This is a genomic window from Candidatus Borkfalkia ceftriaxoniphila, from assembly GCF_004134775.1.
GTDB classification, from domain to species: Bacteria; Bacillota; Clostridia; order Christensenellales; family Borkfalkiaceae; genus Borkfalkia; species Borkfalkia ceftriaxoniphila.
Map to the genome: position 1 here is coordinate 1135369 of NZ_SDOZ01000002.1, position 14368 is coordinate 1149736.

A 14368-nucleotide genomic window follows, 5' to 3' on the forward strand; every position below is an offset into this window, starting at 1 on the left:
GTATGAAACTGAAAAGAACGCTCATCGCGGTCCTGGCGATCGTGCTCGTATTCGGCGCATTCGCGCTGTTCGATACGGTGCGCGCCCAAACCTATACCATCGAAGTCGTCTCCCTCACGCCCGAAAAACCCGTGGCGGACGTGCGCCAGCAGGTGCAGATCAAACTGCGCGTCACCAAAAAGGGCAAGGGCGTGGAGGGGCACTCGCTGTTCGCGATCTCGAAAAACGGAGGCACGTTTAAAGGCAACCGCGCCGAAACGGACGAAGAGGGCGTCGCCTCCTTTATCTACATTCCCTTTTCGGCGACCAGTTTGCAGCCCGCAAGGCCCGTCACGATCTCCGTCATCGACGAATCCAATTCGGTGTTTCTGGAGATCAACACGCGCTTCGAATTCGTCATCGATTTACAGCCGAAACCCAAAACGACAGGAGGTGCGCTATGAAGATCGGTCATGCCGCGTCGGGCTTGAAACAAAAATTTGCGGGGCTGGGCAGAGAGATCTGGAAGAGAAAACTCGCTTATCTCTTTATCGCACCCCTCATTATCGGATTATTGATATTTTCCTATTACCCGCCCGTTTACGGGCTGACGCTCTCGTTTTTCGAAAAACACAGCGTCGGGGAAATGTCTTTCGTCGGATTCCGCAACTATATCGATCTGTTTCACGACTCCGTGTTTTTGCGCTCCATACCCACGATGTTCGCCATCATGATCCCGCGCCTTCTCATCGGCATTGTGGTGCCGCTCGTCATGGCGGAACTCATTTTCGGCGTGAAATCGCAGAAATTGCAGAGTTTGTACCGCGTGCTCGTATTGGTTCCCATCGTCGCGCCAGGCGTCGTCGGCACGCTTATCTGGAGAAATATTTTCGATCCCACGAGCGGGCTTCTGACCACGGTCGCGCGCCTTCTCGGGTTCATGGGCCCTACGCAGGTCATCGACTGGCTGGGCGATCCCAACTGGGTCGTGCCCTCCATCATCTTTATGGGCTTTCCCTGGATCGGCGGCACGAGCGTGCTCATCTATATGTCGGGGCTGATGGGGATCTCCAGCGAAGTTTTAGAGGCTTCCCGTCTTGACGGCGCGAGCGTGCTCGTGCGTATCTGGAAGATCGATCTGCCGCTACTCATCGGGCAGATACGTTATTTTCTCATCTTCGGGCTGATCGGCGGATTCCAGGATTACAGCACGCAGATCGTGTTGACCGACGGCGGGCCGGGTTACTCTACCTACGTGCCCGGATATTATATGTATCAGCAGGCCTTCATGCACGACAATATGGGCTACGCCTCGGCGATCGGCTCGGTCATGTTCGTCGTCATCATGGTCGTATCGCTGTTTGCGTTCAAATTCGTCAGCAGCAAGAATATACAGGGTCTTGACCAGGAGTCGTTGTAGTGGAAAATATCGAAAAATCAAGGCGTAAAAAGTTTCCCGTAGCGCAGACGGTCTTACACGTCGTGCTCGTCTTTTTACTGTTTATCATGCTGTATCCGCTGGCAATGGCGCTCTGGAACGCGTTCAAATCGGACATCGCCTACGACTATACCCGCTGGTATCCCACGCTGCCGCTGCGCATACGGAACGTTTCCACCGCGTTCGACATGACTTCCAAATATATGCTCAATACGGTGGTCGTCGGCGTGGCGGGCACGGCGGGCATGCTCGCCATCTCGTCGCTCGCGTCCTTCGCCTTTGCGAAAATGAAATTCCCAGGGCGTTCGTTCTTTTTATCCATGGTTCTGGCGCTGATGATGGTGCCCGGCGTTCTCACGCTCGTGCCCAGTTACATTCTGTACAAGACGCTGGGGCTCCACGACAATCTGATGGCGCTCATTCTGCCCATCTGGACGGGCGGCTGTATCTTTGCGGTGTTTTTGCTCACGACTTTCTTTTCGGGGCTCCCGAAAGATCTGTTCGAGGCTGCGCAGATCGACGGCGCGTCGCTGTTCCGCTGCTATTACGCCATCGCGCTCCCTTTGAGCATGCCCATTTTAGGCACGATCACGATCATGCAGATCGTCAACGTGTGGAACGACTATATCTGGCCGCAACTCGTTTTGTCCGAGGAAAAATTCACCGTTTCGGCGGGGCTGCTGCTCACGTTCAAGAGCGAATACACGTCCAATATGCCCGTCATGTTCGCGGGATATCTGGTGGCATCTTCACCTTTGATCTTATTGTTTATTTTCGCAAATAAATTCTATATTCAGGGACTTGTCGGCGCCGCGATTAAAATGTAAAAAATCAAAGAAAAGAGAAAACGCATGAAAGAAAGAATACCTGTTATCATTGATACTGATCTGGGCGACGATATCGACGACGCGTTCGCGCTGTGCCTCGCCATGCAGTCGCCCGAACTGGAAATTTTGGGCGTCACCACGGTGCACCGCTGCGCCGCCTACCGCGCGAAAATGGCAAAGTCGCTCCTGAACGCGGGCGGGTTCTGCGAAGTGCCCGTGTACGCGGGCGAATCGAAGCCGCTCGTGCGCGAGAGCGTGCACGGCCGCCCGCTCGATTACGGCGAAAAGCCGCACTCGTACGCGGAAGAATACGATGCGACCGAATATGACGGCGACGACGCGGTCTCCTTTATCGTCGGTACGCTGGAAAAGAGCGACAGAAAGATCACGCTCGTGACCCTCGGCGCGCTGACGAACATCGCGCTCGTTTTGCAAAAGCGCCCCGACCTGTTCGGAAAGATCGAAAAGTTGTGCATCATGGGCGGCGCATTTTCCATGAATCTCGGCGAATACAACTTTTCCTGCGATCCCGACGCCGCCGCGATCGTGATGGACAGCGGTCTGCCCATACTCTGCGTGGGGGTGGACATCACCTTTCAGTGCAAACTGAGCGGAGAACTTTTAAACGAGGTGCAGACGCACCCGCACCCCTGCCTGCAAATGCTCAACCGTATGCGCAAAAAGTGGGGGACGGACGTATATTTGCACGATCCGCTCGCGCTCACGTGCGCGTTCGACGAATCGTTCGTTACGTTCCGCCCCATGGTCTGCGCGGTCGAGCGGGAGGCGAAATTCGCCAACGGTTACGTCGTGAACCTGTCCGATTTCAACTGGCGGCACGACGTGAGCAGCAGTAAACTTCTCGTCGGTACGGGTGTGGACGCGGATGCGTTCACGCGCGAATACGTGCGCCGCGTGACGAGGTTTCCGAAAACATAAGGAGGTATAATGAAGAGAACAATCGCAGTCTGTCTCGCCTGCCTGACCGCCGCCGCGCTTTTATTGTCCGGCTGCGGCAAGGTGGACGATAAACTCACGCCGCCGCCCATCGTCGGCAACGAGCGTACTTTCGACGAGGAGGCGTTTTCCGACCCCGCGCTCAAATTCCGCCCGCTGCCCATCATTCACGCGAGCGAATTCGAAACGAACGGAGTGGATAAAGCGACGCTGGATATGCTCAAAGAATACGGCTACGGCGGCGTTGCGACCAATGTTTCCTTTCTCGAAAATTATCTGGAAAGCGAGGAGATGTGGGATTCGCTCGTATCCAACGTGGAGTATGCCATCGAAGAACTGGGCCTCCGCGTCTGGCTGTACGACGAATTGCATTACCCCAGCGGCGCCGCGGGCGGGCTGGTTTTGAGGGATCATCCCGAATGGCAGGCGGAAGGGCTCGTGAACGGCACGAAGATCGTGTCCGCGGGCGCGCGCGTCGAGATTTCCGCGCCGCACGGGCATTCGTTCGCCTTTGCAAAAGCCTTTGCGGGCACGGGCGTGGACGATATGGACCTTTCCGACTGCGTGGATCTGATGCCGCGCGTGAAGAACGGCACGCTCACCTGGCAGGCGGATAAAGACAGGGTCGTGGCGGTGCAGTACGTCAAGTATTTTTACGAGGGTACGCACGCGGTCAACAACTGGGCGGAACTTCGGCGCTATATCAACGTATTGAAAGCCGAACCCGTGCAGGAATTTATCCGCGTGACGCACGAACAGTATAAATCGCGTCTGGGCAAATATTTCGGCAACGGCATCGAGGCGTTTTTCACCGACGAGCCGTCCATGCTGGGAACGTATTTCGACGGCCCGCCCACGACGCCCGGCGTCAAAGACCCCGTAGATCCGGACATTCCGCTCCTTCCCACTGCCAATTACAGCAGCGATATGACGGAAAAGTTTCTGAAACTGCGCGGTTATTCCCCCGAAAACTATTATTCATATCTCTATGAAGGGGAATCCGACGCCGCCAAGCGGTTCCGCTGGGATTACTACAAGACGTTGGGCGAACTGATGGCTTCCAACTATTCGGGGCAGATCGGCGCCTGGTGCGAGGACAACGGCGTGAGCCTGACGGGGCACTTCCTTCTGGAAGAAGATATCTATATGCACCCGATCTTCAACGGCAATATCATGCGCAATCTGTCGAATATGCAGATGCCGGGGATCGACCTTCTGACGGCGAATCCCGCCACGGCCGTGAACTGGTGTTCGACGACGGCGAAATTTGCCGCGTCCGCCGCGCATTTCGGCGGAAAGTCAAAGGTGATGAGCGAAGTTTCCGCCGCCTTCGACGCCGTGGAAACGAGCGATATGTATGCGAAACTCGGTTCGGTGGCGGTGCAGTACGCGATGGGCGTCAACCAGATCGGCACGTTTTACCGTCCGCATCTGATGAGCGAAGAGGAAAACCGCCTGTTTACCGATACCATCGGACGCATGGGCTATATGCTCGACGGCGGCGTGCACGAGAGCAACGTGGCGGTGTATTATCCCATCGAGGGCATCTACATCGATACATTGCCGCCCGCGCATCTCAACCGATTTAACGACAAGGTCAGAAGCACGAGCGCGAATTTCAGCGATCTTGTGCGCACGCTCGTCGGGAATCAGATCGATTACGACATTCTCGACGCGGTCAATCTCGCCGCGTGCGAAGTGGAAGAAGGCGCGCTCGTCACGCCCTCCGGCGAGCGGTTCAAGGCGATCGTCGTTCCCCGCACCAAGGCGCTGGAAGACGCCGCCGTGCAAAAACTCGCCGAGGCTGCCGCGGGCGGCGTTTCGGTGATCATGCAGAATACCAACGGCATTCTGTCCAACACGGCCGCGGGGCAGGCGGCGCTCACTCAGGCGCTCGACGATATTACGACGAGCAGGAATTTTTCTTATCAGAAGACCGCTACGAACGTATCCGATTATCTTCGGGAACTGGGCGTAAAGTCGGTGGTGCTGGAAAAGAGCAACAGGGACGTGGTGGCGGTCAAGCATAAATACAAGAACAATTCCGTGTTTATGTTCGTCAATTCGTCGCCGCAGAACGTGAATATCACCGTGCGTCTCAACGAGATCGGAGATTTGTATCGGCAATGGGACGTTTACGGCGGCGCGGTCGAACTGATCAGCGTCCGCACGGAAGGGGAGGAAACGATCGTCGATCTGTCCCTTCCCGCAAACAGATGTACTTTTATAACAGTGGAATAAAAGGAGGAAACAAGATGAAAAGAAAACTTATCGCAATTTTAGCGGCGGTCACGCTGCTGTGCTCGGTCTTTGTCGGCATGACGTTTTCGGCCTCTGCGGAGGGTGAACGCGGTTTCGGCATGAGCAAGAGCGAATGGAAGGATTTTTTCGGTCAGGTCAAGGAATACGACGACGGTATCGGCATCGGCGCGGACGCGAATCTTCAATTGCCTTTGTACGGAGAGACGATTTCTCTGGCAATGCAATTTTCCATCGTGCCCGATACCGATTTTTGGTACGTGCTCGCGTTTGCGAACAATGCGGATTTTTCGGCGGGATCGGTGCATACGGGACCGAACACGGGGTGTTTCGTCATTATGATGCAACCCGGCGCGGACAGCATGAATTTCAACGTCTTTCATTGGAAAGAAAAGGACGGCGCGCTCGCGAGAACGGATATCGCGCTCGGCGCGCTACCCGTCGAGGGCGGCTTGCAGGCGGGCGTTCCCTTTACGGTGGATATCGCGCTGTTCGGGGAAAATCCGAGCATAACCGTCAAACAGGGCGACAAGACGTGCGTGTACGACAAAGGATCGCACGCGGAACTTGCCAACATTTCCCGCGCGCAGATTTCCGACGCTTACGGCAGGACGTATCTCAATACCGCAAGTTATGCAGCGGGCGAGGGGACGCTCAAAGAACTGAAATTCACGAGCATTTCGACGCTCGGCGGCGTGGAAGACGTGCGCAACTGGTCGGGTGCGGGCATTTCGGCCGTGTCGGGCGGCGTGCAACTCACGGGCAGCGCGCAGTACCTGCGCGCGGTGGATATGTCTTCCAAATACTTAAAACTCACGCTCGACGTGAAAATGATCATCGGCAACGTGGATGCATGGATAGCGCTCGGGTTCGGCAAAACGCCCGCTCTTCCCACGGCAAATCAGGCGGGCCTGAATATCATGATGCGCAACCAGGCGGGAAAGATCGCGATGCAGCCCGAAATCAACGCGTTCGGCGGCGAGGGCGCGGTCTTAAAGACGACCGATTTCGGCCTCGGCAAGATCACCATTGAAATGGAAGAAGTCGAGGGCAAAATGGTCTTTTCGATCAACCGCAAAGTCGTGTCGCACGAGACGTTCGACGCCCTCACTTTTGCGGACTTCACCGATGAAAACGGCTGTTTCTATTTCAGTTTCGGCAGTTTCGTGCAGGGCGACCAGTCGACCAACAATGTGGAAGTACTCGGCATCACCACCGATATCAAAGCCAAAGAAAATATCTATATCGAGGTTTCCGATATGCCCGAAAGCGGCATGGTCGGCACGGCCGTGACGCTGCCCGAAGGCAAAGTGGTGCAGGCGGACGGCGAAGAGATTGCTGCGGATATCACGGTTACCGACCCCGAAGGCAGCGACGTCGCGGTGACAGACGGCAAATTTACGCCTGCAGTCAAGGGCGAATACACCGTCGTGTACAGCGCCGAGGACAGCAAGGGCAACAAAGCGTCCAATACCTACAAGATCACCGTCGTAGATCCCGACGACGCGCTTTCGATGGATTCCATCAAGGATATGAACAACTGGCACGCGCCTTACGGCGGCGTCAGCGCCGTGGATGCGGGTATGCAGGTGTTCGCGCACAGTTATTACAAACTTCCCCTGTCCATGAACGAAGGCGCACTGCGCGCAACGTTCCACATCAACGGGCTTTGGGACGGCAACGATACGGACGAAGCGACTTCCACCGACGCGTGGGTCGCGGTCGGTTTCGTGAACAAACCCGCCATCACCGCGCCCGGCGGATTTGCCGCGGACGGACTCTATGTGCGGCTCAACAATAAGGACGGCAAACTGCTCGTTTCCGTGCATTATTTCTCGCCGTTCGGCGCGGAAGACATCGCCATCGAGGATACGTTTGCCAACGAATCCGATGCGCTCGGCGACGTGACCATCGAGATCCAGAAGAAGGACGAGGGCGTGCGCCTGTTCGTCAACGGCAAGGAAATGCGCCACGAAAATCTGAAAAAAGTATATTATTCGGACCTCGTGGACGCGAACAACTGTACCTATCTCGCGCTTTCCGCCTACGATAACGACGATGCGGACCAGAAACTTCCCAACGTGCAGACGCGCTGCTTTACGCTCACCGCGCTCAGCCATGAGAAGACGGAAGTCGTCGAGGACACCACGCCTCCCGTCATCACCGTTTCGGGCGTACCCACCGAAGGGACGGTCGGGGAAAAGGTCATTCTGCCTCCCGCGACGGTCACGGACGATCTCGACAGCGGGCTTACGGAAAAGATCAGCGTGAAGGGACCCGACGGCAAAAGCGTCGCGGTCGTGAACAATTCCTTTACGCCTCAGGAGGCGGGAACCTATACGATCGTGTATTCGGCGAGCGATTCCGCGGGCAATAAGGCGCAGGATCAGACGTTTACGATCGTCGTCAAGGCAGCGGCCGGCGGCGGCTGCGGCTCGTCCTTTGCCGCGGAAGGCGCGGTTCTGGCGCTCGTATGCGTATTGGGCGCGGCGGCGCTCGTTCTCACCGCTTTCAGAAAGAAAAATTAACGGAGCAGTATGTTTAAAGAAGCAAAACCGATCTGGATCGAAAGTAAAAAGAAAGATTACAACAGGCTGTGCGGATTTTTACTGAAATTCCATAAGTCGGAGCAGAGCGATTACGAGTTGAACGTCGCCGCGGCGGATTGCTATCAATGCTATCTCAACGGCACGTTCCTCCTCGCGGGGCCCGCCCGCTCGGCGAAAGATACTTTTCGCGCCGATACCCTTTCCATCGGGGAAAAGTTGCGCGACGGCGAAAACATTCTGGTATTTCTGGTCGCCTCGTACAAGGTAAACAGTTTCCAGTACGTAGAAAACGACGCTTTTTTGCAGGCGGAAGTCCTGTGCGGCGGCAAGCCGCTCACCTGTACCGACAAGTACACGCTTGCGTTCGATATTCCCGAACACGTGCAGAAGACGCCGCGCTACTCTTTCCAGCGCGCCTTTACCGAGGTATGGAAACTGGACGCGGGGTATTCGGAAATGCTGGCGGGCGAGCGCGTTGCGAACGCGCGCGAAGTCGTATTGCAGGAAGAGAAAAAGATTTTGCCGCGCGCGAGCCGCATCCCCGCATTTTCGGAACTGGTGCCGACCGTCGTCGGCAGCGGTTCCATGCTGTCCGCGCAGGCGTACGAAAACAGCGAGGTTTTGAACGGTCCGCAGTTTTTGCAGCCGACGAAAATTTTCAAGACGTTTGCCGGCAACAAACTCGAATGCGATCTGTACGAAGAGATGCGCGGCTTGAAAACCGTATCGTTCGACTACGAAGTCAACGGCGGCACGCTGGAAGAAGGACTGTTTCAACTGTTCGATTTTTCCCTCGACGCCTGCGGCTTTCTCTCTCTGGAAGTCGTTGCGGAGAAAGACAGCGTCTTTTACGTGCTGTTCGACGAGATCCTGCGCGATTCCGACGTCGATCCCTTTCGGCTCAACTGCCTGAACTGCGTCAAATACGTATGCGAACAGGGTACGTACCGCACTTTGACGCTGGAACCCTACACCCTGCGCTACGCAAAAATTTTCTGCGCGGCGGGCAGGATCCGCGTCGAGCGTTTTTGCCTGAAAGAGGTGGCGAATCCCGCCGTGAAAGGGGCAAAATTCTCCTTTGCCGACGAAAAACTCGAAAAGATCTATCGGGCGGCGCTCAATACGTTCGCCTACAACTGCGTGGATATCTTCATGGACTGCCCCTCGCGCGAGCGCGCGGGCTGGCTGTGCGACGGATATTTCACGGGGCGCGTGGAGCACCTTTTGACTGGGGAAAACCGCACCGAGCACGACTTTCTGGAAAATTTTCTGCTTCCGAAAAAGTTCGAACGCCTGCCTAAGGGCATGCTGCCCATGTGCTATCCTTCCGACCACCCCGACGGCAACTTTATCCCCACCTGGGCGATGTGGTTCGTCCTCGAACTCGACCGCTACGCGAGCGAATCGGGCGATCTCGGCATGGTAGAACGCGCGCGGCATAAGATCTACGCGCTTTTGGAGTACTTTTCGGCGTTCGAAAACGAGTTCGGGCTTCTGGAAGACCTCGAAGGCTGGGTATTCATCGAATGGAGCAAGGCGGCGGAATTTACGAACGGCGTCAACTTCTGCGTCAATATGCTCTACGCGCTCACGCTGGAAACGGTCGGAAAACTGTACCGCGACGAGGCCGCGCTGCAAAGGGCCGCGCGCATGCGGGAAAAAATACGCGAACTGTCCTTCGACGGACAATTTTTCACCGATCACGCGGTGCGCAAAGAGGGCGTTCTCACGCCCGCGAAGGATACCACGGAGGTATGCCAGTATTACGCCTTTTTCACGGAAACGGCGACGCCCGAACGATATCCCGCGCTGTGGCAGACGCTTTTAAGCGATTTCGGACCCGACAGGAAAAAGACGGGCCGCTATCCTCTCGTGTGGCCCGCCAATGCCTTTATCGGCAATTATTTGCGGCTTTCGCTCTTGGAGCGCTACGGCTGCGGCGAACAGTTGATCAGCGAGATCCGAGGCTATTTTACCTATATGGCTGACAAGACGATGACGCTCTGGGAAAACGACACGGACGCGGCGAGTTGCAATCACGGGTTCGCCTCCTACGTTTTATGCTGGCTGGAAACGCTCAACCAAACCAAAAAGAAGGGAGTATAACATGAAAATAAAGAGATGGGCGGTTTTGCTTTTGACCGCCTGCCTGATGAGCCTGCCCCTGTTGGGCGGGTGTGAAAAGGAGTACGAGGATTTGCGCGACGACAAATATATCACGATGGTATTCACCAACACGCACTATGAGGAAGTGGAGAGTTACGCCCCCGAGATGAAATATCTTTTAGGCGAGAACGATCCTTCCACGGGACGTATGTACGCGGCGGGCTATATCGGGCCCATGCTGCTGACGCAATCCATCGAACAGATGCAGGAAGAAGTGAACATGGCGTTCGACATGGCGGAAAAGTTCAATATTCCCGTGTATTTTCAGTTGGACGACATCAACAATTACACCACGCTCTTCGGCGGCGATGCGGAAGTGAAGTATTGGGAAGATCCTTCCATGTGCGAGTGGATCGCATTTCCCGAAGAGGGCGAAGAGTACGGCGGGCAGAACAAGTACGGGGAACTGCCGAGGTTCTGGTACAACTGGGGCAGTTGGCGCGTTGCCAATCCCGTGCCCAATTTCGCCTCGCAAAAGTTCCGCGAACTGATCGTGCACAATTTGAAAGAAGGCTTTTTGAAACCCCTGAACGAGCGCTATACCAAACTGAAAAAAGAAGATAAGGCGTATCTGTTCGCGGGCTGCGCGGTCGGCTGGGAAACGCACATTCCCGACTATTCGGCGGATAACCGCATGCTGAATCTCTCCGTCAACAACCTTCCCAAGGACTACGCTACGGGCAAACCCATGTACGAATGGGAACTGGCGCAGTACGGCTACGGCGCGCTGCACTCTTTGGGATACGACCAGGCGAAAATAGACGCGGAAGCGGCGGAAAAAGGCATATCTTCCAAACAGCATATCAAAAATATCCTGTATCAGGTCATTCACGATTACAGCGAAATGCTGGCGAAAACGGTATACGAGGCGGGCGTTCCCCGTACCAAGATCTTTACCCACACCGTTTCCTGCCAGACGACCCTCAATAACGAAAGCACGTTTTATCCGCCTATCTGGACGGCGGTCAACGATTACAGCACGCCTGGCTACACCATGTCGCCCGTCACCTGCAAATACGATCTGAAAAAGATGAAACAGCAACTTTTCGAAGCCGATCCGAATTTCAACGAATTTGCGTGCGCGGAAGGCTACGCCGCGGGGCTGGATACCGTCGCAAAGTGCGATGCGTATTTCAAAGAAATGTTTGAAAACGGCGCGCGCAACGTCACGGCGTTCGGCTATCCCGACGTGGGCGTGCCCGTGTTCGAGTTCAGGCGCGACCCCGATTTCCCGTATATCATCTCGACGAACAACTGGCTGCGGGGCGACTTGCAGTAGGAAAAAAGCACTCCTTCGCGGGAGTGCTTTTTTTGAAAAACGTTGACAGAATCCATGCGTTATGTTATACTATGCAATCAAATCGACATAAAAAAGGGAATATTTATGAAAAACGAAGGTCTGCTTTCGACGTTACTGCGCGCAAACGTGCGCGATTTCCGGCCCGTGGTTTTTTGGAGCATCAACTCCGAACTCGGCGAAGAGGAACTTTGCCGCCAGATCGGGGAAATGAAGTCGTTCGGTCTGGGCGGGTTCATTTTCCACGCGCGGGCGGGGCTGACGACCGAATATCTGTCAAACGAGTGGTTCCGCCTTGTGGGCGTATGCCTCGAAGAGGCAAAAAAACAGGATCTCAAAGTATGGATGTACGATGAATTCGGCTGGCCGAGCGGATTCGTGGGCGGCAAACTGCTTTCCGAACGGGATTTTCGCGCCCGCTATCTGGAATACGAGATCAAAGACGAGTTCGACGGGAGTGCCTTTGCCGTGTATTCTCTCGACGGCGGTACGCCGCGCCTTTTAAAGCGCGGCGAGCGCGCCGAAAAGTATCATACGCTGTACGAGCGCGTTTCCGACGCGTACGTGGATATTCTGAACCCCGCCGTGACCGAGCGGTTTATCGAGGAAACGCACGAAAAATATTTCGAGCGTTTCGCGCCCTCGTTCGGCAAAGAACTTTTGGGATTTTTCACCGACGAGCCGCAGTTTTACCGCTACGCGACGCCCGTTTCCGCGGTGACCGAACAAGAATTTTTCAAAACGTACGGCGAAAATCTGAAAGACGGGCTCATTTATCTGTTTTTAAACGACGAAAAGGGCTATCCTTTCCGCGTAAAGTACTACAATCTGATGAACCGCCTGTACTGCGAGAATTTTTACGGCAAACTCAACGACTGGTGCGAGGGGCACGGTTGTATGCTCACGGGTCACAGCGTGGAGGAAACCTGCTTTTTCACGCAGATGTGGGGCGGCGCGGACTGCGCGTCCAGTTATCTGTACGAGCATATCCCCGCCATCGACAACCTCGCGAAATATTCGCCCGCGAACATTTCCGCGCGTAGCGCGGGCTCTGTCGCCGCGCAGCGGGGCGTGAACCTCGTCATGACCGAAACGTTCGGTTGCAGCGGCAATTCCGCCACGCCTATGGAACTAAGGCACATCGCGGACAAACAGTACGTGCACGGCGTCGACCTCATGTGCCAGCACCTGTATAACTATTCAATCGCGGGGCAGGGCAAGACCGATCACCCCGTGCATTTCGGCAGGACGCTGCCCTGGATTTCGGGCTATAAGACGTTCAACGACTATTTCGCCCGCCTCGGCTTTTTAATCGCCTCGTCGAAGGAAGAGGCGCCCGTCGCCGTCGTCACGCCCATGGAAAGCGTCTATCTCGACTATCGGCGTTTGAGCGAGGACGCGGCGCGCGAAAACGTGGACGTCGGCTTTGCGAAGATCGCCGACGCGCTGCGCGAAAACGGCGTCGCCTATCAGTTCGTCAATGAGAAAGTGCTCGAAAAACTCGGCGGCGTGCGGGACGGGCGGCTGGTCGTCGGCAAGTGTGCCTATTCCGCCGTCGTGCTCGCAAACTGCCGCGAACTCAAAGAAAATACCGTGCGCCTTTTGACTTCGTATCTGAAAGAGGGCGGCAAACTCGCCGTCGAGGGCGCGGCGCCCGCGTTCGTCGGGGGCGTTCCCGCCGATCTTTCCGCTCTTAAAAGCAATATTTCTCTCGGCGCTCTGCCCAAGCCCAGCGCCGTCGTCGCCTGCGAATGCGAATATACCTGCCGCACGCTGGATAGCGGCGCGCGCTTCGTCTTTGCGGTCAACGATTCCGCCGCGCCCGCGAAACTGTCGCTTGCGGGCAGGTTCAGCGAGTTAAATCTGGAAACGCTCGAAGGGTTTTCCCCGCAAAGCGAGTTTACCGTGCCCCCGTTCGGCTCTCTTTTGCTCGAAGAAAACGGCGCGTACAAAGAGCCGCCCTTTGCCGCAAAACGGAAACAAACGATCGTGCCCGCGTTCGTCGGCAGAGAGAAAAACTGTCTGACGCTGGAAAACGCGCAGGTTCTGACCGAGAACGGAGAAACGCTGTCGGGCTATGTGTACGGGGTATTCGAAACGCTCGTCAAGCGCGGCTATTGCGGAAAGATCCGCGTACGCTATGTTTTCGAAAGCGATGCGGCGCGGAAGATCTCTCTGCTTTGCGAAAAGCAGAACGTGCGCGGCGAACGGTTCAACGGCAAGCCTGTCCGCTTTTCGCAAGACGCTTCGGATATAAACTTTATAAGGGCGGACGTCTGTGCGGAAGCGGGCGAAAACGTCTATGAATACGAGGCGGATTTTGCGGATTCCGAACAGATCAAAAACGTTCTTTTCGACGACGCCGTGCCCGAAAGCCTCAGAAACTGTTTCAGTTACGCCACGCTGATGGAGCCCGTCTATCTGGAAGGGGATTTCGATGCGTCGGGCGATCGTTTAAGCGCACCCGCGCCGAAGACTGCGGGCGACCTTATGAAACAGGGATTGCAGAATTTCTGCGGGGCGGCGGAGTATTCGTTCGCGCTGCAAGAGGGCGGAAAAATTCTTTTGCGGCCCGTCGGGAATTTTGCCATGTGCGAATTTTTCTGCGAAGGCGAAAAGAGCACGGTGCTTTTGGGCGAATCGGCTACGATGCGCCTTGCGGAGGGCGGGCACGAAATACGCGTCAGATGCTATTCGACCATGCGCAACAAGTTCGGGCCTTTCCACTGCGCGTACGACGAAAACGGCGGCGTATCGCCCGACTTTTTCACCCTGCGCGGCGGCTGGAAAGACGAGCGCACCAACGCGGCCTATACGCCCGAGAAAAAACTCGTGCCGTTCGGGCTGGAATCGATCGAAGTTTCGTTTGAAAAGTAAAAAAAGCCCCGCGGAGATC

Annotated in this window: 9 protein-coding genes; all 9 read left to right on the forward strand. The window is 55.8% G+C overall.

Annotation, left to right across the window (positions count from 1 at the left end; genetic code table 11):
• Nucleotides 1-2 precede the first annotated feature (2 nt).
• The 9 genes from ESZ91_RS05280 to ESZ91_RS05320 all read left to right on the forward strand — a co-directional run bounded on the left by ESZ91_RS05280 (nt 3) and on the right by ESZ91_RS05320 (nt 14349).
• The gene (locus ESZ91_RS05280) at nt 3-443 is read left to right on the forward strand and encodes a hypothetical protein (protein WP_129224828.1); all 441 of its coding nucleotides are present in this window, start codon (nt 3-5) and stop codon (nt 441-443) included.
• Nucleotides 440-1399: a carbohydrate ABC transporter permease gene (locus tag ESZ91_RS05285; RefSeq protein ID WP_129224837.1), complete on the forward strand. Its 960-nt coding sequence runs from the start codon at nt 440-442 to the stop codon at nt 1397-1399. The genes ESZ91_RS05280 and ESZ91_RS05285 overlap by 4 nt, the downstream gene beginning before the upstream one ends.
• Nucleotides 1399-2244, forward strand: a complete 846-nt coding sequence (locus ESZ91_RS05290) for a carbohydrate ABC transporter permease (RefSeq protein ID WP_129224839.1) — start codon at nt 1399-1401, stop codon at nt 2242-2244. Before ESZ91_RS05285 ends, ESZ91_RS05290 begins: the two co-directional genes overlap by 1 nt.
• A 24-nt stretch (nt 2245-2268) precedes the next feature.
• Nucleotides 2269-3183 (forward strand): nucleoside hydrolase, encoded by a 915-nt coding sequence (locus ESZ91_RS05295; protein WP_129224841.1) that lies wholly within the window; start codon nt 2269-2271, stop codon nt 3181-3183.
• A gap of 9 nt (nt 3184-3192) precedes the next feature.
• Nucleotides 3193-5442 carry a glycosyl hydrolase gene (locus ESZ91_RS05300; RefSeq protein WP_129224843.1) on the forward strand — a complete coding sequence of 750 codons (2250 nt, stop codon included), beginning with the start codon at nt 3193-3195 and terminating at the stop codon, nt 5440-5442.
• Between the two features lie 14 nt (nt 5443-5456).
• Nucleotides 5457-7988, forward strand: coding sequence for a DUF5011/hyalin repeat domain-containing protein (locus tag ESZ91_RS05305; protein WP_129224845.1), 2532 nt, complete (start codon nt 5457-5459; stop codon nt 7986-7988).
• Nucleotides 7989-7997: 9 nt separating this feature from the next.
• Entirely contained in the window at nt 7998-10115 is a 2118-nt protein-coding gene (locus ESZ91_RS05310; protein ID WP_129224847.1) for an alpha-L-rhamnosidase-related protein, read from the forward strand.
• Between the two features lies 1 nt (nt 10116).
• On the forward strand, nt 10117-11454 hold the full coding sequence (locus tag ESZ91_RS05315) for a hypothetical protein (RefSeq protein ID WP_129224849.1): 1338 nt from the start codon (nt 10117-10119) through the stop codon (nt 11452-11454).
• Between the two features lie 105 nt (nt 11455-11559).
• On the forward strand, nt 11560-14349 hold the full coding sequence (locus ESZ91_RS05320; protein ID WP_161971064.1) for a glycosyl hydrolase: 2790 nt from the start codon (nt 11560-11562) through the stop codon (nt 14347-14349).
• The last annotated feature ends 19 nt before the right edge of the window (nt 14350-14368 follow it).

Bases quoted from the DNA above. Each gene is read 5' to 3' on its own strand.
- ESZ91_RS05315 (WP_129224849.1), top strand. From the start codon at position 10,117: ATGAAAATAAAGAGATGGGCGGTTTTGCTTTTGACCGCCTGCCTGATG.
- ESZ91_RS05320 (WP_161971064.1), top strand. From the start codon at position 11,560: ATGAAAAACGAAGGTCTGCTTTCGACGTTACTGCGCGCAAACGTGCGC.
- ESZ91_RS05280 (WP_129224828.1), top strand. From the start codon at position 3: ATGAAACTGAAAAGAACGCTCATCGCGGTCCTGGCGATCGTGCTCGTA.
- ESZ91_RS05300 (WP_129224843.1), top strand. From the start codon at position 3,193: ATGAAGAGAACAATCGCAGTCTGTCTCGCCTGCCTGACCGCCGCCGCG.
- ESZ91_RS05305 (WP_129224845.1), top strand. From the start codon at position 5,457: ATGAAAAGAAAACTTATCGCAATTTTAGCGGCGGTCACGCTGCTGTGC.
- ESZ91_RS05295 (WP_129224841.1), top strand. From the start codon at position 2,269: ATGAAAGAAAGAATACCTGTTATCATTGATACTGATCTGGGCGACGAT.
- ESZ91_RS05285 (WP_129224837.1), top strand. From the start codon at position 440: ATGAAGATCGGTCATGCCGCGTCGGGCTTGAAACAAAAATTTGCGGGG.
- ESZ91_RS05310 (WP_129224847.1), top strand. From the start codon at position 7,998: ATGTTTAAAGAAGCAAAACCGATCTGGATCGAAAGTAAAAAGAAAGAT.